We start from the raw sequence: 17,409 nt of genomic DNA on the forward strand, positions 1-17,409 counted from the left end.
CCCTCCTCCGCCTTGCAGCTGCACGCACCAGACCCCGCTCACCGGCACTGAACAGCGCTGTCGATTTCCTGCGACCTGATCCAAACGACAGGCCCGAGCGCTTACGACTGGCGCACCGAGAAGCCGTACACCGTCTGAGACCGGAACACCTCGCCCGGCCGCAGCACCGTGCTCGGGAACTTTGGCCGGTTCGGGGAGTCGGGGAAGTGCTGGGTCTCCAGCGCGATGCCGTCGCCGGGCGCGAAGGGCTCGCTCAGGTGGTCGGCGGTGTAGAGCTGGAGGCCGGGCTCGGTGGTCGACACGGTCAGGACCCGGCCGGACGCCGGCTCGTACAGCTCGGCGACCTCCACGGGCGTGTCCGTCACACCCTTGTCGAGCACGAAGTTGTGGTCGTACCCGGCGCCGGTCTTCCGCGCCTGACGGAAGTCGAAGCGCGTGCCCGCGACCTCGTCCAGAACGCCGGTCGGGATCAGGTCCGCGTCAACCGGGGTGAACCGGGAGGCGTCGATCCGCAGTTCGTGCCCGCCCGCGTTCCCGGAGCCGGCGAGGTTGAAATAGCTGTGGTTGGTCGGGTTCACCACGGTCGGCGCGTCCGTGACCGCCTCGTACGCGATCCGCAGCGCCCCGGAGGCGTCCAGCGTGTACGTCGCCGAGATCTCCAGGCGGCCCGGGAAGCCCTCCTCGCCGTCCGCGGCGACCAGGCTCAGGCGTACGCCGTGCTCGACCGGCTCCACGTCCCACACCCGCTGGCCGAAGCCGCGCTCGCCGCCGTGCAGGGAGTTCGGCGGATTGTTGAGCGCGAGCTCGTACGTCCGCCCGTCCAGCGAAAAACGGCCGCCCGCGATCCGGTTCGCGTACCGCCCGATCAACGCGCCGAAATACGGCCCCGGGTGCGTCAGATAGCCGTCCAGGTCCGCGAACCCCAGCACCACGTTCAACCTACGCCCGTCCCGGTCCGGGACCTCCGCCGATTGCACGATCCCGCCGTACGACAGAATCCGTACGCGGACTCCCGCCCGCTCCAGGGTCCAGCGGTGGACCTGGGTGCCGTCGGAAAGTGTGGCGAAGAGTTCGTTCATGTGCGGAACCTTAGGTCACGCCCGTTTCGCCGTGACCGTCCGATACGCGATCTCCGCCAGCCGCGCCTGCCCGTTCACACTGGGGTGGAACCAGTCCCAGTGGCTCAGCTGCTTGGTGCCGAAGCGGAAGTCGTAGACCGCGCCCCCGTCGAAACGGCAGTGGCGGTCCTTGGCGCAGACCTCCTCCAGCACCTCGTTGTAGTCCTCCACGCGCTGCTGCACGGTGTCCCGCCGCTCGGTCGCCGCCGCGTCCAGGGCGTCCGCGTCGCCCAGCATCGAGGGGCAGAGGCCGAGCTTCCACACCTGCTTGCCGAGTAAGTTGGTGCGGCCCTCGGACCACAGCCGCTTCAGGTTCGGCACGCTCGACACATACACCTGGGACTTGGGCAGCGCCTCACGCAGCGTGCTCATCGCGTCCTCGAACGCGGAGCGGAAGTCGGCCACCGACGTCATCGCCGAGGTGCTGGCCCGGCAGGCGTCGTTCGCCCCCACCATCACCGCCACCAACTCCGGCTTCCGCGCCGCCGCCTGGGCCATCTGCCCCGGCAGTTCCGCCATCCGCGCCCCGGTCACCGCGTAGTTCCAACTGCGCTCGGCCGCCCCCGCCTTCCCCAGCAGGCGTACGGCGAGACTGTCGACCTTGGCGCTGCTGCCCGTCGCCCACGACACCTCGGGACAGTCCGACAGGACCGAGCACGCGTCGAAACCACGGGTGATCGAGTCCCCCACGGCGGCGACCGAGCTGGGGCTGCTGTCCCACGCGGGCGTCGGCTTGGGCGAGGGCTTCTGGGCCCCGGTGCCGCTCGGCCCCGGCGAGTCGCCACCGGTGGCGTCACACCCGGCGACACCCAGGACGGCGGCGGCCAGGACGGCGAGAACGGCGCGCGAGCGGTGGATCGGCTTCCGCATCCGGTGATGTTCCCCTCGGTCGACGTGCGATGGCGTGGGCGATCTGATAGCGATCTGGTGGAAAAGGTCGTCTCCCATAACAACGCACGAGGGTTCCCGGCCCCACGGGACGCAACTGATCGCACCCGTACCAGCGTCCTGCCGGGTGAATGGCGGGCGTTTCCCGGCACCTGGAGCGACGGTACGTCACACTCCTTGCGCCGCCGCACGGTAGCCTCGCCATCAACGTGGCTGCCCGGTCGCCGCCGTCAGCCAGTTCGCAAGATGTCCCGCTCTGCCCGGAGGTCCCGGTGACGACACGTGGAGTTCTGTACGTGCACTCCGCGCCGCGCGCGCTGTGCCCGCACGTCGAGTGGGCCGTCGCCGGGGTGCTCGGCGCACGCGTCAACCTCGACTGGATCCGGCAGCCCGCCGCGCCCGGCACCTGGCGCTCGGAGTTCTCCTGGCAGGGCGAGGCGGGCACCGCCTCCAAGCTGGCCTCGGCACTGAGAGGCTGGCACCTTCTGCGCTTCGAGGTCACCGCCGAGCCGTGCGCCAACGCCGAGGGCGAGCGCTACAGCTGCACCCCCGAACTCGGCATCTACCACGCCGTCACCGGCATCCACGGCGACATCCTCATCCCCGAGGACCGCCTGCGCGCGGCCCTGCTGCGCAGCCGGCACGGGGAGACGGACCTGGAGGCCGAGATCTCCAAGCTGCTGGGCAAGCCCTGGGACGACGAACTGGAGCCGTTCCGCTATGCGGGAGAGGGAGCACCGGTGCGCTGGTTGCACCAAGTGGTGTGACCCGCCCTCACCCGCCCCCGGCACATATGAAGGGCCCCCACCAACCGGTGGGGGCCCTTCATATACGTACAGACGTTCCTCAGACCGTCCGGAACGCCAGCACCACGTTGTGCCCGCCGAACCCGAACGAGTCGTTGAGGGCGGCGATACGGCCCTCCACCGGCAGCTTGCGCGCCTCCCCGCGGACGACGTCGGCGTTGGCCTCCGCCTCCGGGTCGAGGTTGTCGACGTTGATGGTCGGCGGGGCGATCCGGTTGTACAGGGCGAGGACCGTCGCCACCGACTCCACACCGCCCGCGCCACCCAGCAGGTGACCGGTCATCGACTTGGTCGCGGAGACCGCCATGTGGTCGGCGTCGTCGCCGAACACCTTGCGCAGCGCCTTCAGCTCGGCCACGTCACCGGCCGGCGTCGAGGTGGCATGCGCGTTGACGTGCATGATCTCGGCCGGGTCCAGGTCGGTCCGCTCCAGCAGGTGCTGCAGGGCGGCCGAGATGCCGCGGCCCTCCGGCTCCGGCTGCACGATGTCGTGACTGTCGGCGGAGATGCCCTGCCCGACCGCCTCGGCGTACACCCGCGCACCGCGCTTGGCGGCGTGCTCGGCGGACTCCAGGACGATCACGCCGGCGCCCTCGCCGAGAACGAAGCCGTCGCGCGCGGTGTCGTAGGGACGCGAGGCGCCCTGCGGGTCGTCGTTGTTCTTGGACATCGCCATCATGTTGCCGAACGCGGCGATGGGCAGCGGGTGGATGGCCGCCTCCGTACCACCGGCGACGACGACGTCGGCGCGGCCGGTGCGGATCATCTCGATGGCGTAGCCGATGGCCTCGGCGCCCGAGGCGCAGGCGGAGACCGGCGTGTGCACGCCTGCCCGCGCTCCCACGGCCAGACCCACGTTCGCGGAGGGGCCGTTCGGCATCAGCATCGGAACGGTGTGCGGGGAAACGCGGCGGACGCCCTTCTCCTTCAGCACGTCGTACTGATCGAGCAGGGTCGTCACGCCGCCGATGCCGGAGGCGATGACCGTACCGAGCCGGTCGGGGTCGACGCTCGTGTCTTCCCCGGCCTTGGCGGTGAACCCGGCATCGGCCCACGCCTCCTGGGCGGCGATCAGCGCGAACTGCGCCGAGCGGTCCAGACGGCGGGCCTGCGGCCGTGGGATGACCTCGGAGGGCTCCACGGCGATCTGCGCGGCGATGCGGACCGCCTGATCGGCGGCCCATTCCTGCTCCAGGGCCTTGACCCCGGAACGTCCGGCGACCAGGCCCTCCCAGGTAGAGGCTGCGTCGCCACCCAGCGGTGTGGTTGCGCCGATACCGGTGACGACCACGGTGCGATTGGTCGAGCTCACGGGAATTCTTTCTCCAACGGATACGAGGATTCAGCGGCGCCACCGCCGGGTGGCGGGGCAGTCAGCCCAGATGATCGGTCGATCAGTCCTGGTTCTTGAGGATGTAGTTGGTCGCGTCACCGACGGTCTTGAGGTTCTTGACGTCCTCGTCGGGGATCTTGACGTCGAAGCGCTCCTCTGCGGCGACGACGACCTCGACCATGGACAGCGAGTCGACGTCCAGGTCGTCGGTGAAGGACTTGTCCAGCTGGACGTCCTCAACCGGGATGCCGGCGATCTCGTTCACGATGTCGGCGAGACCGGCGACGATCTCTTCCTGAGTGGCGGCCATGTCAGGCGCTCCTTCGTAGTAATCCAGAGGGTGTGGCGTCCGCCGCGTCAGCGGCAGGTGTTGCAAATCCCGCACCGGATCGCGAGATCCGGCACGGAGTGCCTAGGGGAGGGTAACGACCGTCGCTGCGTACACGAGACCCGCCCCGAATCCGATGACGAGCGCGGTGTCGCCGCTCTTCGCCTCGCCGGTCGCCAGAAGCCGCTCCATCGCGAGCGGAATCGAGGCGGCCGAGGTGTTGCCGGTGGTGCGCACATCGCGGGCGACCGTGACGTGCCCCGGCAGCTTGAGTGTCTTCACCATCGAGTCGATGATCCGCTCGTTGGCCTGGTGCGGAATGAAGACGTCCAGGTCGCTCGCGCTGATCCCGGCCGCGTCCAGCGCCTGCTGAGCGACCTTCGCCATCTCGAACACGGCCCAGCGGAACACCGCCTGGCCCTCCTGCGCGATGGCGGGGAACTTGCCCGCGCTGTCGTACTCCGTCCACGGCACGGTCTGCTTGATCGTCTCCGACTTGTCGCCCTCGGAGCCCCAGACGGTCGGGCCGATCTCGGGCGTCGCGGACGGGCCCACGACGACCGCGCCGGCCCCGTCGCCGAACAGGAAGGCCGTCGCGCGGTCCTCCAGGTCGGTCAGGTCGGACAGCCGCTCGACACCGATGACGAGTACGTACTCCGCCGAGCCCTCGACGATCATGCCCTTGGCGAGCGTGAGGCCGTAACCGAAGCCCGCGCAGCCCGCCGAGATGTCGAAGGCGGCGGCCTTGTCCGTGCCGAGCTTGTCGGCGATCTCGGTGGCGACGGCCGGGGTCTGCTTGAAGTGCGAGACCGTCGAGACGATCACGCCGCCGATCTGCTCGGCGGTGATCCCGGCGTCCGCGATCGCCTTGCCGGACGCCTCGATGGACATCGCGGCGACGGTCTCCTCGTCGTTCGCCCAGTGCCGCGTCTCGATGCCGGAGCGCGAGCGGATCCACTCGTCGGACGAGTCGATCTTCTCGAGGATCACCTCGTTGGGCACGATCCGGGTGGGGCGGTAGCCGCCCACACCGAGGATGCGCGCGTACGGGGCACCCTTACTGGGCTTGATCTTCGACATTGCTCTCGGGCTCCCTTTCAGGCGCTGTGCTCGGCGATGAGCTCGCGAGCGGCGTCGAGGTCGGCGGGGGTCTTCAGGGCCAGCGTCCGGACGCCGGGCAGTGCGCGCTTGGCGAGGCCGGTCAGTGTGCCGCCCGGGCACACCTCGAGCACGGCGGTGACGCCGAGTTCCTTGAAGGTCTCCATGCACAGGTCCCAGCGGACCGGGTTGGCGACCTGGCCGACCAGCCGCTCGAGGACCTCGGCGCCGGAGGCGACCGGCCTGCCGTCCTTGTTGGAGACGTAGGCGACCTTCGGGTCGGCGGGTGCGAGGGCCGCGGCGGCCTTCGCCAGCGTGTCGACCGCGGGCGCCATGTGCGAGGTGTGGAAGGCGCCGGCCACCTTCAGCGCGACGACCTTGCGCACGCCCTCGGGCTTGTCCTCGTTCAGCGCGGCCAGTTGCTCCAGCGTGCCGGCGGCCACGATCTGGCCCGCGCCGTTCACGTTCGCCGGGGTCAGGCCCAGCTTCTCCAGGTGCGCGACGGTCACCTCGGGGTCGCCGCCGAGCAGCGCCGCCATGCCGGTCTCGGTGATGGTGGCGGCCTCGGCCATGGCCAGGCCCCGGGTGCGGACGAGGGTGAGTGCGGCGGTGTCGTCCAGGACGCCCGCGAAGGTCGCGGCGGTGATCTCGCCGACGCTGTGACCGGCGACGGCGCCGGGTGCGATGTCACCCATGTCACCCAGTGCCGAGGCGGAGAGGATTCCGGCGGCCACGAGCAGCGGCTGAGCCACGGCGGTGTCGCGAATGGCGTCCGCGTCGGCCTGCGTGCCGTAGTGGGCGAGGTCCAGTCCGATGGTGTCCGACCACGCGGCGACGCGGTCCGCGGCACCGGGCAGGTCGAGCCAGGGGGTCAGGAATCCGGGCGTCTGGGCGCCTTGGCCGGGAGCGACGAGTACGAGCACTCTCACACTCTCTCTTGGGGACGGCCACGGCCGCCCGTGGGGACAGGGACGAAGAACAGGAGGGGGTTTTGTAGGCCTCCGACAAAAGCCTAGGTTGGGAGATCGCCGTCGGCCAGACGCCCCAGGATCAGCGCGATCCGCAATGTGAACGCCGATCGCACATCTGAAGGTGACCATCCGGTGACGTCAGTCACACGTCGAAGCCGGTAGCGCACGGTGTTGGGATGGACAAAGAGCATACGCGCCGCGCCCTCGAGACTGCTCGCCTGCTCAAGATAGACGGAGAGTGTCTCCAGGAGCGCGGACCCGGCCTCCTCCAGCGGTCTGTAGATCTCCTCCACCAACTGCTCGCGCGCGCCCGGGTCACCGGCGATCGCGCGCTCCGGCAGCAGATCGTCCGCCAGTACCGGCCGCGGGGCGTCCTGCCAGGCAGAACCCGCCTTGAGCCCGGCCGCGGCGGCCTGCGCGGACCGGGTCGCGGCGAGCAGGTCGGGCACCACGGGCCCCGCCACCACCGGCCCGGCCGCGAACGGCCCGATCAGCGACTTGGCGACCGCGAGCGGGTTGTCGCTGCCGCCCGCGATGACGACGAGCCGGTCCCCGAGCACCCCGGTGAGCACCTGCAGCTTGGCGTGCCGGGCGGCCCGCCGGATGGCCTCGACGGTCAACTCGGAGTCACCGTCGGGCGCTGTCCCCAACACCACGCACACATGCTCGGGCGAGCTCCAGCCGAGGGCGGCGGCCCGGGAGAGCGCCCCCTCGTCGGCCTCGCCGCTGAGCACGGCGTTCACGACGAGCGACTCCAGCCGCGCGTCCCAGGCACCCCGTGCCTCGGCGGCCTGGGCGTACACCTGGGCGGTGGCGAAGGCGATCTCCCGGGCGTAGACGAGCAGGGCCTCGCGCAGCACGCCTTCGTCGCCGGGAGCCGCGACCTCGTCGATCGCGCTCTCCATGACCTCGATGGTGGTGCGCACCATCTCGACGGTCTGCCGCAGTGTGATGGCCCTGGTCAGCTCGCGCGGCGCGGTGCCGAAGACATCGGTGGAGATGGCCTGCGGCGCTTCGGGATGCCGGAACCACTCGGTGAAGGCGGCGATACCGGCCTGGGCGACGAGCCCGATCCAGGAACGGTTCTCCGGGGGCATGGCCCGATACCACGGCAGCGTCTCGTCCATGCGCGCGATGGCCTGGGCGGCGAGACTGCCGGACGACTTCTCCAGCCGCTTCAGGGTCGCGGTGTGCGCGTGGGTGTCGGGCGCTGGGAGGCCGTGGCGGCGGGATACGGGTTCGGGCACGGGACAAGACTGCCTTATCCGGACGGGAGAGCGCGTCGCCGGGGGCAGGGTGAGGGCTACGGTGGTGCTGTGATGGACGTACGGCGCGCGACGGAGCGCTACCGAGGCGGCGACCCGGCGGCCGGAATCGAGTCGCTGCACGCCTTCTCCTTCGGCCCGCACTACGCCCCCGACAACCTCCGCTTCGGCGCGCTGATCGCCTGCAACGAGGAGCGCCTCGTCCCCGGCGCCGGGTTCGACGAGCACCCGCACAGCCACACCGAGATCGTCACCTGGGTGGTCGAGGGCGAACTGACCCACCGCGACTCGGTCGGCCATGTGTCGGTCGTGCGGGCGGGGGACGTGCAGCGGCTCAGCGCAGCGGGCGGTATCCGGCATACCGAACGTAACGACGCGGACATGCCGTTGGTGTTCGTCCAGATGTGGCTCGCCCCGCTGAAGCCGGGCGGTGACCCCGCGTACGAGATCGTCCACGGCATCGCCGACTCCACGCCGTACGCGATCCCTGAGGCGGGCGCGATGCTGCACGTACGGCGGCTTGCGGCGGGGGAGCGGACGGCGGTGCCGGACGGGGCGTATGTGTATGTGCACGTGGTGCGAGGCGAAGTGATGCTGGACGGCGCGGTGCTGGGAGCGGGCGACGCGGCCCGCGTCACGGACGCCAAGGGTCTGGAGGCGGCGGGGGCGACGGAGACGGAGCTGCTGCTGTGGGAGATGGCGGGGCTTACGAGCCCGTCCGGCGCTTGAGGACGAGGCCCGTTCAGGGCCGAAGCGGGGGTTTGGGGGCGGCAGCCCCCAGGGACGGGACGGGTAGGGGCGGCGGGGGCGAGAAAACCCGGCCTCAGCCCCGCAACTCCGCCAGCACCGCGTCCGTGAACGCCGGCCACACCTCGACCGCCCACGGCCCGAACGCACGGTCGGTCAGCGCGACGCAGGCGACCCCCGCATCCGGGTCGATCCACACGAACGTCCCGGACTGCCCGAAATGCCCGAAGGTACGCGGCGAGGACGACGACCCCGTCCAGTGCGGCGACTTGGAGTCACGGATCTCGAAACCGAGCCCCCAGTCGTTGGGATTCTGGTGGCCGTACCCCGGCACGACACCCTTTGTTCCCGGGTACTGGACCGTCATCGCCTCGGCGACCGTCCGCGGGTCGAGCAGCCGCGGCGCCTGGACCTCGGCCGCGAACCGCAGGAGATCCTCCACCGTCGACACGCCGTCCTTCGCGGGCGAGCCCTCCAGCGAGGTCGATGTCATCCCCAACGGCTCCAGCACCGCCTGCCGCAGATACTCGGCGAACGGGATCTCGGCCGCCTTCGCGATGTGGTCCCCGAGCTGCTCGAACCCGGCGTTGGAGTACAGCCGCCGCTCCCCGGGCGGGGCCGTCACCCGGTGCTCGTCGAAGGCCAGCCCCGAGGTGTGCGCGAGCAGATGACGCACCGTCGACCCGGGCGGCCCGGCCGGCTCGTCGAGTTCGATCGCCCCCTCCTCGTACGCGACGAGGGCGGCGTAGGCGGCGAGCGGCTTGGTGACCGAGGCCAGCGGAAAGCGCCGCCCGACCGGGCCGTGACTCCCGAGGACGGTCCCGTCGGCACGCACCACACCCGCCGCGGCGGTGGGAACCGGCCAGTTTTCGATCAACGCGAGGCTCTGCAAGGGCATGCTGCCGAGCCTAAGCGGCTCATAGCACCAGCCGCATCGAGGGGTCCGGCTTGTGCGCGAAGCCGAGCGACGCGTACAGCGGCACGGCCTCGGCGGACGCGTGGAGGTCGATCTTGCAGGCGCCCTGCTCGCGGAACCACTGGAGCAGCTCCTCCATGCAGGCACGCGCGTACCCGCGCCGCCGGACCTCCGGATCCGTCGCAACGCTGAAGACGTACCCGTCCCGCCCGCGCGGATTGCCGGCCCGCCCGATCCGGTACTCCAGCGTCCCCGCCACCAGCGCCGCGAGCGTCCCCGGCCGCTCCGGATGGTCGACGACGAACGCCGCGAAGTCCCCCTCGGCCTCGGCGAGCCGGGCACGTAGCATCGGCAGCGACGCGGCATGCCAGTCCGTGGACGGGTCGGGATCAGCCATCGAATCGATCATCACCTGGCGCAGACGCAGCACTTCCTCCGCGTCCTCGGTCGTGGCACGGCGTACGAGACTCATGCCCCGCAGGCTAGCCAGCCCGCCTGTGCGGCGTCCCGCCGATTTCTTACCGGTTCCGCTTGCTTGGAGTGCACTCCAAGGCCATAGCGTTGAGGTCATGACGGTGATGGAGACCACGGGTACCACCGACAGCTGTGCCGCCCCGGCGTACCAACCCGGCCGACGTCCGGACGGCCAGGACAGCTACACGATCAGCGAGGTCGTCGGGATCACCGGCCTGACCGCGCACACCCTGCGCTGGTACGAGCGCATCGGCCTGATGCCCCACATAGACCGCTCGCACACCGGCCAGCGCCGCTACAGCAACCGCGACCTCGACTGGCTCGACCTCGTCGGCAAGCTCCGGCTGACCGGCATGCCGGTCGCGGACATGGTGCGGTACGCGGAGCTGGTGCGCGAGGGCGACCACACCTACGGCGACCGCTTCGAGCTGCTGAAGGCGACCCGTCAGGACGTCCTGACCCGGATCGCCGAACTCCAGGACACGCTCGCGGTCCTCGACCGGAAGATCAATTTCTACGCGGACGCCGGGCGGGCCCTGGCGTCGGAGAGGTCCTGATGACCAACGGCAAGATCCCCGCGGCACGACTCGGCAACGGCGCCCCCGAGGTCGGCGCGCAGGGCCTCGGCTGCATGGGCATGAGCTTCGCGTACGGCCCCACGGACGCGGGGGAGGCCCGGGCCACCCTGGAACGGGCACTGGAACTCGGCGTGACCCTGTACGACACGGCGGACGCGTACGGCGCGGGCGAGAACGAGAAGTTCCTCTCCCCCTTCTTCAAGGCGCACCGCGACGACGTCGTGATCGCCACCAAGTTCGCCCTGGCGATCCCGCCGGACGACCCGACCCGGCGGATCATCCGCAACGACGCGCCGTACATCCGCCAGGCCGTCGAGGCGAGCCTGAAGCGCCTGGACGTCGACGTCATCGACCTCTACTACATGCACCGCCGGGACGTGAACGTCCCCATCGAGGACACCGTCGGCGTGATGGCCGAGCTGGTGCGCGAGGGCAAGGTCAAGCACCTGGGCCTGAGCGAGGTCACGGGCGCGGAGCTGCGGGCCGCGCAGGCCGTGCACCCGATCGCCGCCGTGCAGTCGGAGTGGTCGCTGTTCAGCCGGGACATCGAGGCGCAGGTGGTGCCGGCGGCCCGCGAGCTGGGCGTGGCCCTCGTGCCGTACTCGCCCCTCGGCCGAGGCTTCCTCACGGGCACCTTCGCCGACGCCGAGACGGACCTGACTGCCGACGACTTCCGCCGCCAGCAGCCCCGCTTCACCGGCGCCAACGCGGCCGCCAACGTGGCCCTGCTGGAACCCGTGCGCACGGTGGCCGAGGCCCACGGCGCCTCACTCGGCCAGATCGCCCTGGCGTGGGTCCAGCAGCAGGCGGCGGTACACGGCCTGCCGGTCATCCCGATCCCGGGCACACGCAAGGTGAGCCGGATCGAGGAGAACACGGCGGCGACGGGGATCACCCTGACGGAGACCGAACTGTCCCTGCTGGAGCCGATCGCCTCAGAGGTGGCGGGAGACCGGTACGCGGATATGACGTTCGTTTCTGCCGGACGCGAATAGCCAGAGCTCCGCCGGCTAGAGCTCCGCCGGCTAGAGCTCCGCCAGCCAGAGCTCCGCCAGTTAGAGCTCCGCCAGCAACTCCGCCTTCTTCACCGAGAACTCCTCATCCGTCACCAGTCCCGCCTGATGCAGCTCCCCCAGGTGACGAATCCGCTCGGCGATGTCGGCCGGGTCACGCCGCGGTGCCGCCACCGGCACCGCGGCGACCGGCCCGCTGGCGCGAGCAGCCGCCAGCACCGCCGCCGCGAACGGCAACGACTCGTGCACCGGCCCGTACCCCAGCCCGAACACAACAGCCGCCGGATCCTGGTCGGCCTGCACGGCCGGCTCGGTCCCCTCGCGTCGCAGTAACCGCAGATGTCCCTCGAAGACCTCGGGGGAGCGCCACTCGACCCCGCTCAGGTCGGCGACCGGGAAACTCTGGTCGCCGGCCTTCCACTTGGCGGACGAGGCCCCCGTCCAGAACCACCGGAAGTGGACGGTCCTGCCGTCGAAGGACGCCTTCCCGTCGTACGCCTTGAACTGGAGCGGCACTTCGGGAGCCGGCACCAGAAACCGCTCGGCCGGCCCGTCCTGCTTGAGCTGCGCACGCAACTCGTCGGCGTAGTACTCGGCGAGTGTCTCGCGCTCCGCCGGCAGCACCAGCCGGTACGGATCGGAGTTCTCCTTGAGCTGCCCCGCGGCCGCCTCCATCAGCGGATCGGCGCCGGGCCTCGGCTCGGCGCGCAGCACCACGGTCCCGCGTCTGCCCGGGGCGAGCGTCACTCCGGAGATCGCCGCCAGCGGGACACGGCGCTCGCCGAGCGCCGGGAAGAGCTTGGGTGTTCGAATGCCCCGTTCGTAGCGGATGAGCACGGAGTCGGACTCGAACTCCCAGGCGGCATGAAATCCGGCCAGTACGTCACCCATGCGGCTCATCGTATGCGGCACGAGCTCCTTCGTCCCCTCCCCGCGCAAACCGCAGTTTCTGCGCCTCTACGCGCGTCCGGCCGTCACCGTGTCGGACAAACCCGCCCGGCACGCCTTGTCATCTCCCGCGCAGTCCACCGAGCGGTATGCGCCAATGCCGATCTCGGCGAAGTTCAGGAGGCTCTTCGTACCCGGGGCGAAATAGCCGCTGTGGCCCTCCGCGCCCTGTGACGACAGCACGCGGGCGCCGAATCCGGCGGACATCGGGTCGGCCCCGTGACCGAACCCTCCGACCTCCATGTACGGCACGTCCTGGACCCAGTCGTCGGTGTCCCGCATCGCCCACACGTTCGCGGAGGTGTGCAGGTGGGAGGCCTTGGCGGCGCGCATACCGGGGCTGCCGGCCACCGCGATGTCGGTCACCCGGTCCGGCAGCGTGCGCGCGGCGAGCCCGCACAGTACGGAGCCGTAGCTGTGGCAGAACAGCGAGACGGGCGCGACGCCGGGCAGGCCGCGCACCAGCGAGTTCAGCCGGACGGCGCCGTCGGCCGCGCGCATCGCGGTGGCCGAGTCGATGCCGAGTCCGCTGGGGGTGGTGTAGTCGGCCCAGGCGATGACGGCCGTCCGCGTCGCCGGGCTCGCCGCGCGCTCGGCCTTGTACAGGGCCTTGGCCATGCCGACGGGCGCCGAGTACTGGCGGCTGGTGCGCTGGAAGTTCAGCAGGTCGGTGTCGACGCCGGGGATGACGACCGAGACCCGCTCGGCCTTGGTCAGGCTCCCGAAGACCTCGGCGATCCGGCCGGTGCCGTCGGGGTCGAAGGCGAGGATGTGGCGGCCCTTGCTCATCAGCGACTCGTAGCGCTCCATACGGCGGCCCGCGTCCTGTTGCCCGGCGGGCGAGAGGCGGCTGTCGTGCATGCGTTTGCGCTCGACCTTGCGGGCCTCGTCGAGCGCGATGTGGTTGGCGCGGTAGCGCAGCTCGACCGGGGCGCCGTTCATGTTGCCGACCGCCAGCGGAAAGCGCCCGGCGAGGGCGGTGCGTTCCTGGACGGTGAGCGAGGCGAAGAACCGGGCGAGGCGAGCGGGGGCCGAGTCCGGGTCGGGCAGCCGGTGTCCGGCGACGTGGCCGTGCTCCCACTCGGAGAGCGAGGCCTGGAGCGCCGTGGTGCTCCGCTGGGTGCGCAGAGCGGTCCACCCGGTGGTCGCCAGCATCACGAACACGACGGCCAACGCGAGCAGTGCGCGCCAGACGTTCAGTTGGGGGGAGGTGTCGAAGGAAGTCACTGAAAGGACACACTAGGAGAACGAGAGGGTCTCGCGTTAATCAAGTGGCGTGAATCACGTTTGGACATAGTGGGATAAATAGAGCGTTGTGGCGATGGGTTCAGGCCGTTCGCCAGTTTCCCGCCAACGCCGGTCCCACCAGTTCGAGGTGCGAGGCCGTCAACTCGCGGATGGACTCGAGGCTGAAGTCGTCGCCCGTGCTCCACTGCCGTTCCGTCACCCGGATCACCCCGCCGAAGACGGCCACCATGAGGCGCGGGCGGGGATCGGCGTCCATGTCGAGCCCCTCGCGCTCGGCGAGCAGGCGGGCGACCCGCTCCTCCGACTTCGCCGAGCGCCACAGATGGGCGGCGAGCAGGACGGGAGTCGACTCGACCACCCGGTACATGCGCAGATAGACCTCGACCGGGACGATCGACTCGATGGCCTCGGTGATGGTGTCCCAGCCCTCCAGTACCGCTTGGCGCAGCGCCTCCAGCGGTGCCTCGTGGGCCGGGCGCGTCCGCAGCGCCTCGATGAAGCGGGTCTCGGCGATCTCCTGAAGGGCGAGGGCGGCCTCCTCCTTGTTCGCGAAGTAGCGGAAGAAGGTGCGCTGCGAGACCTCGACGGCGTCCGCGATGTCGTCGACGGTGGTCTGCTCGTATCCGCGGGTGGTGAACAGTTCGAGGGCCGCCCGCAGTAGCGCGTCCCGGGTGCGCTGTTTCTTCAGCGCGCGCAGTCCCGGCCGTGTCGCCGTGTCCATGGGTCTCTCCTGGCCTCTCCTGTGAACCGTCCGATTGGCTCAGGCTATGACTGAGTGTCGTGACAGTTGCCGACTTGTGAATTGATTTGTCAATTGTCAGTGGCTGACATTAGCCTCGACGCATGACTAGTCAGACCATCGACACGACGGGGTCGGGGGACAAGACACCAACACCCCCGTCGGACCGGACGCCGGCCGCCGGCCTGCGCGGCCACCCCTGGTTCACCCTCATAACCGTGGCGGTCGGGGTCATGATGGTGGCGCTGGACGGCACCATCGTGGCCATCGCCAACCCCGCCATCCAAAAAGACCTGAACGCCAGCTTCGCCGACGTCCAGTGGATCACCAACGGCTACTTCCTCGCCCTCGCGGTCTGCCTGATCACCGCGGGCAAGCTCGGTGACCGCTTCGGGCACCGGCAGACCTTCCTGATCGGTGTGCTCGGCTTCGCGGCTGCCTCCGGCGCCATCGGGATGTCCAGCAGCATCGCGCTGGTCGTCACCTTCCGCGTCCTCCAGGGCCTGTTCGGCGCGCTGCTGATGCCCGCCGCGCTGGGCCTGCTGCGCGCGACCTTCCCCGCCGAGAAGCTCAACATGGCCATCGGCATCTGGGGCATGGTCATCGGCGCCTCCACCGCGGGCGGCCCGATCCTCGGCGGTGTCCTGGTCGAGCACGTCAACTGGCAGTCGGTGTTCTTCATCAATGTGCCGGTCGGCATCCTCGCCGTCGTCCTCGGCGTGTGGATCCTGCTCGACCACCGCGCGGAGAACGCCCCGCGCTCCTTCGACGTCCTGGGCATCGCCCTGCTGTCGGCCGCCATGTTCTGCCTGGTCTGGGCGCTCATCAAGGCTCCCGACTGGACCTGGGGCGGCGGCAGGACATGGACCTTCCTCGTCGCGTCCGTCGTCGGCTTCGCCCTCTTCGCCTTCTGGGAGACGAAGGTGAAGGAGCCGTTGATTCCGCTGGCACTGTTCCGTTCGGTCCCGCTCGCGGCGGGTGTCGTCCTGATGGTTCTGATGGCCATCGCCTTCATGGGCGGCCTCTTCTTCGTCACCTTCTATCTCCAGAACGTGCACGGTATGAGCCCGATCGACGCCGGTCTGCACCTGCTCCCGCTCACCGGGATGATGATCGTCGGCTCGCCGCTGGCGGGCGCCATGATCACCAAGGTGGGTCCGCGCATCCCGCTGGCCGGCGGCATGGCGGCCGTCGTGATCGCCATGTTCGGCATGTCCACGCTGGAGACGGACACGGGCAGCGGCCTCATGTCCCTCTGGTTCGCTCTGCTGGGCGTAGGCCTCGCGCCCGTCATGGTCGGCGCGACCGAGGTCATCGTCGGCAACGCCCCGATGGAACTCTCCGGTGTCGCCGGCGGTCTCCAGCAGGCCGCGATGCAGATCGGCGGCAGCCTCGGTACGGCCGTCCTCGGCGCCGTGATGGCCTCCAAGGTCGACAGCGATCTCGCGGGCAACTGGAAGGACGCGGGGCTTCCGCAACTCTCCCCGGCCCAGCTGGACCAGGCTTCGGAGGCTGTCCAGGTCGGTGTGGCACCGGTCGCCAAGGGCACGCCGGAGGCGGTCGTCACGAAGATCGCCGATGTCGCGCACGAGACCTTCATCTCCGGGATGAGCCTGGCGTCCCTGGTCGCCGCCGGAGTCGCCGTCGTCGCCGTCCTGGTCGCGCTGCTCACCAAGCGCGGCGAGAACGCGGAGGCGGGCGCGGGCGCTGCACACATCTGAGGGGCGCGCGAAGCCATCGAGGACGAGGGGGCTAAGTCCTGGAGGGATACGCGGAGTTCACCTATCAGGGTGACAACGCTAAAGATTCCTCCCGCCCGGTACGCCCCACGGGTCACAGTGGGTCAGTCCTCCTTACGGCATGTTCCCCAGGCAAGTTCGGGGACCCGTACGACGTGGAGGGCGTCCGGATCTGCGGCGCGCTGCCGGAGGGGGGCGGCGCGCCGGCAGTCCGGAGGGTTAGGAACCACAGCGGGGGTACTCGCATCGTCGAACCCGAAACGAACCCAACCAACCAAGGGGTTCAGGGAGTTGATGATGGCGGGCTTCGGACACGGAACGCGCAGGTACCCCCGCTCACGTGGCCGGACGTGGTCCCGGAGCGGGCCGGATCGCGCGACGCTCGGAATCATCGGAGTCATCTGCGCGATCGCGGGATTCTTCGTGCTGGGGATCATCCTCGGCCCCGTCGCGGTCGTCTGCGGCTGGCTCGCCATGGGCCGCAGCTGGGCGGGCAGCCGCCCCGTCCCGGCCTTGGTCGCCCTCGTACTGGGCGCCATCGACACGCTCCTGGCGGTCATCTGGATCGCCGGAGCGGCCACCCCGGGCAACGGCATGTTCTGACCCGGGGGGAGTGAGGGAAGGGCCCCCGGTGGGACGACCGGGGGCCCGCCTTCACGCACCGGGGCCGGTCACCGTCCCACCGACTGCTCCCGCAATGACGCCGACTGCTCCCGCAATGAGACTACTTCGGCTTGCAGCGCCCTTATCTTCGATGTTCGCGGTCACCACACCCAGCAGCGCGATCCCGGAGAGCATCAGTCCGACGGCGATCACCCGCCCCAGTCCGGTGGTCGGCGCGTGGTCCCCGTACCCCACGGTCGTCATCGTCGTGAACGACCACCACACCGCGTCACCCAGCGTCCGGATGTTCCCATCGGGCGACTCCCGCTCCACCGACAGCACCGCCAGCTGGTCCATCCAGTGCGTCCGTACGAAGCGCACGCGATCGTGCGCCAGCCACAGCCAACGAGGGCCGTTGGGTGCGCTGTTCCCAACGGACCTGCGCCGATTGTTGCTTCAGGAGCGCATCGTAAGGAACACCGGTGCGGCCCCCGCGCCCCAAAGGGGCGCGGGGGGCCCAACGAAAATCGGCTACCCCCCGTGGGGGCGACCACCCCCCACCCGCCCCCCCCTATTTAAACCCACATGCCGCGGAGC

At 70.1% G+C, this 17,409-nt stretch carries 18 protein-coding genes and 1 pseudogene; 6 read left to right on the forward strand and 13 right to left on the reverse strand.

What is annotated here, in order from left to right; genetic code table 11:
* Positions 1 to 101: 101 nt before the first annotated feature.
* Both AB0I77_RS52295 and AB0I77_RS52300 read right to left on the reverse strand, forming a co-directional pair.
* Positions 102 to 1,079: an aldose epimerase family protein gene (locus AB0I77_RS52295; protein ID WP_363290102.1), complete on the reverse strand. Its 978-nt coding sequence runs from the start codon at positions 1,077 to 1,079 to the stop codon at positions 102 to 104.
* 15 nt (positions 1,080 to 1,094) lie between these two features.
* Positions 1,095 to 1,988 carry an SGNH/GDSL hydrolase family protein gene (locus AB0I77_RS52300; RefSeq protein WP_363290103.1) on the reverse strand — a complete coding sequence of 298 codons (894 nt, stop codon included), beginning with the start codon at positions 1,986 to 1,988 and terminating at the stop codon, positions 1,095 to 1,097.
* Between the two features lie 290 nt (positions 1,989 to 2,278).
* Between AB0I77_RS52300 and AB0I77_RS52305 the strand changes: the two genes are divergently transcribed.
* A complete protein-coding gene (locus tag AB0I77_RS52305; protein ID WP_363290104.1) occupies positions 2,279 to 2,773 on the forward strand; it encodes a DUF3145 domain-containing protein in 495 nt (164 codons plus the stop codon).
* A 79-nt stretch (positions 2,774 to 2,852) separates the two neighbouring features.
* On the opposite strand, the gene fabF is transcribed toward AB0I77_RS52305, so the two are convergent.
* From fabF to AB0I77_RS52330, 5 genes are all read right to left on the reverse strand, one after another.
* On the reverse strand, positions 2,853 to 4,124 hold the full coding sequence (gene fabF, locus AB0I77_RS52310; protein WP_363290106.1) for a beta-ketoacyl-ACP synthase II: 1,272 nt from the start codon (positions 4,122 to 4,124) through the stop codon (positions 2,853 to 2,855).
* 82 nt (positions 4,125 to 4,206) lie between these two features.
* Positions 4,207 to 4,455, reverse strand: coding sequence for an acyl carrier protein (locus tag AB0I77_RS52315; protein ID WP_363290107.1), 249 nt, complete (start codon positions 4,453 to 4,455; stop codon positions 4,207 to 4,209).
* A gap of 102 nt (positions 4,456 to 4,557) precedes the next feature.
* A complete protein-coding gene (locus AB0I77_RS52320; RefSeq protein WP_363290108.1) occupies positions 4,558 to 5,553 on the reverse strand; it encodes a ketoacyl-ACP synthase III in 996 nt (331 codons plus the stop codon).
* 17 nt (positions 5,554 to 5,570) lie between these two features.
* The gene (locus AB0I77_RS52325; RefSeq protein ID WP_363290109.1) at positions 5,571 to 6,494 is read right to left on the reverse strand and encodes an ACP S-malonyltransferase; all 924 of its coding nucleotides are present in this window, start codon (positions 6,492 to 6,494) and stop codon (positions 5,571 to 5,573) included.
* A gap of 89 nt (positions 6,495 to 6,583) precedes the next feature.
* Positions 6,584 to 7,789, reverse strand: coding sequence for a helix-turn-helix domain-containing protein (locus AB0I77_RS52330; protein ID WP_363290110.1), 1,206 nt, complete (start codon positions 7,787 to 7,789; stop codon positions 6,584 to 6,586).
* Between the two features lie 72 nt (positions 7,790 to 7,861).
* On the opposite strand from AB0I77_RS52330, the gene AB0I77_RS52335 reads away from it, so the two are divergent.
* Complete coding sequence (locus AB0I77_RS52335) at positions 7,862 to 8,536, forward strand: pirin family protein (protein WP_363290119.1); 675 nt, start codon at positions 7,862 to 7,864, stop codon at positions 8,534 to 8,536.
* Positions 8,537 to 8,630: 94 nt separating this feature from the next.
* On the opposite strand, the gene AB0I77_RS52340 is transcribed toward AB0I77_RS52335, so the two are convergent.
* Both AB0I77_RS52340 and AB0I77_RS52345 read right to left on the reverse strand, forming a co-directional pair.
* Complete coding sequence (locus tag AB0I77_RS52340) at positions 8,631 to 9,452, reverse strand: serine hydrolase domain-containing protein (protein WP_363290111.1); 822 nt, start codon at positions 9,450 to 9,452, stop codon at positions 8,631 to 8,633.
* 19 nt (positions 9,453 to 9,471) lie between these two features.
* Positions 9,472 to 9,942: a GNAT family N-acetyltransferase gene (locus tag AB0I77_RS52345; RefSeq protein ID WP_363290112.1), complete on the reverse strand. Its 471-nt coding sequence runs from the start codon at positions 9,940 to 9,942 to the stop codon at positions 9,472 to 9,474.
* Between the two features lie 97 nt (positions 9,943 to 10,039).
* Between AB0I77_RS52345 and AB0I77_RS52350 the strand changes: the two genes are divergently transcribed.
* Together AB0I77_RS52350 and AB0I77_RS52355 are read left to right on the forward strand one after the other, a co-directional pair.
* Entirely contained in the window at positions 10,040 to 10,501 is a 462-nt protein-coding gene (locus AB0I77_RS52350) for a MerR family transcriptional regulator (RefSeq protein WP_363290113.1), read from the forward strand.
* Entirely contained in the window at positions 10,501 to 11,517 is a 1,017-nt protein-coding gene (locus tag AB0I77_RS52355; protein WP_363290114.1) for an aldo/keto reductase, read from the forward strand. Before AB0I77_RS52350 ends, AB0I77_RS52355 begins: the two co-directional genes overlap by 1 nt.
* Positions 11,518 to 11,577: 60 nt before the next feature.
* On the opposite strand, the gene AB0I77_RS52360 is transcribed toward AB0I77_RS52355, so the two are convergent.
* From AB0I77_RS52360 to AB0I77_RS52370, 3 genes are all read right to left on the reverse strand, one after another.
* Positions 11,578 to 12,435, reverse strand: a complete 858-nt coding sequence (locus AB0I77_RS52360) for a DUF4429 domain-containing protein (protein ID WP_363290120.1) — start codon at positions 12,433 to 12,435, stop codon at positions 11,578 to 11,580.
* Between the two features lie 57 nt (positions 12,436 to 12,492).
* Positions 12,493 to 13,710, reverse strand: a complete 1,218-nt coding sequence (locus tag AB0I77_RS52365) for an alpha/beta hydrolase (protein WP_363290115.1) — start codon at positions 13,708 to 13,710, stop codon at positions 12,493 to 12,495.
* A gap of 100 nt (positions 13,711 to 13,810) precedes the next feature.
* Entirely contained in the window at positions 13,811 to 14,452 is a 642-nt protein-coding gene (locus tag AB0I77_RS52370) for a TetR family transcriptional regulator (protein ID WP_363290116.1), read from the reverse strand.
* A gap of 122 nt (positions 14,453 to 14,574) precedes the next feature.
* Between AB0I77_RS52370 and AB0I77_RS52375 the strand changes: the two genes are divergently transcribed.
* Positions 14,575 to 16,191, forward strand: a complete 1,617-nt coding sequence (locus AB0I77_RS52375) for an MFS transporter (protein WP_363290117.1) — start codon at positions 14,575 to 14,577, stop codon at positions 16,189 to 16,191.
* Between the two features lie 312 nt (positions 16,192 to 16,503).
* Positions 16,504 to 16,812, forward strand: coding sequence for a small hydrophobic protein (locus AB0I77_RS52380; protein ID WP_363290118.1), 309 nt, complete (start codon positions 16,504 to 16,506; stop codon positions 16,810 to 16,812).
* Positions 16,813 to 16,880: 68 nt separating this feature from the next.
* Here the strand turns inward: AB0I77_RS52380 and AB0I77_RS52385 are convergent.
* A pseudogene (locus tag AB0I77_RS52385) lies at positions 16,881 to 17,160 on the reverse strand (potassium channel family protein); the annotation flags it as partial.
* Positions 17,161 to 17,409: the final 249 nt, after the last annotated feature.

It is taken from the genome of Streptomyces sp. NPDC050619, assembly GCF_040654815.1.
In the GTDB taxonomy this organism is placed as follows: Bacteria; Actinomycetota; Actinomycetes; order Streptomycetales; family Streptomycetaceae; genus Streptomyces.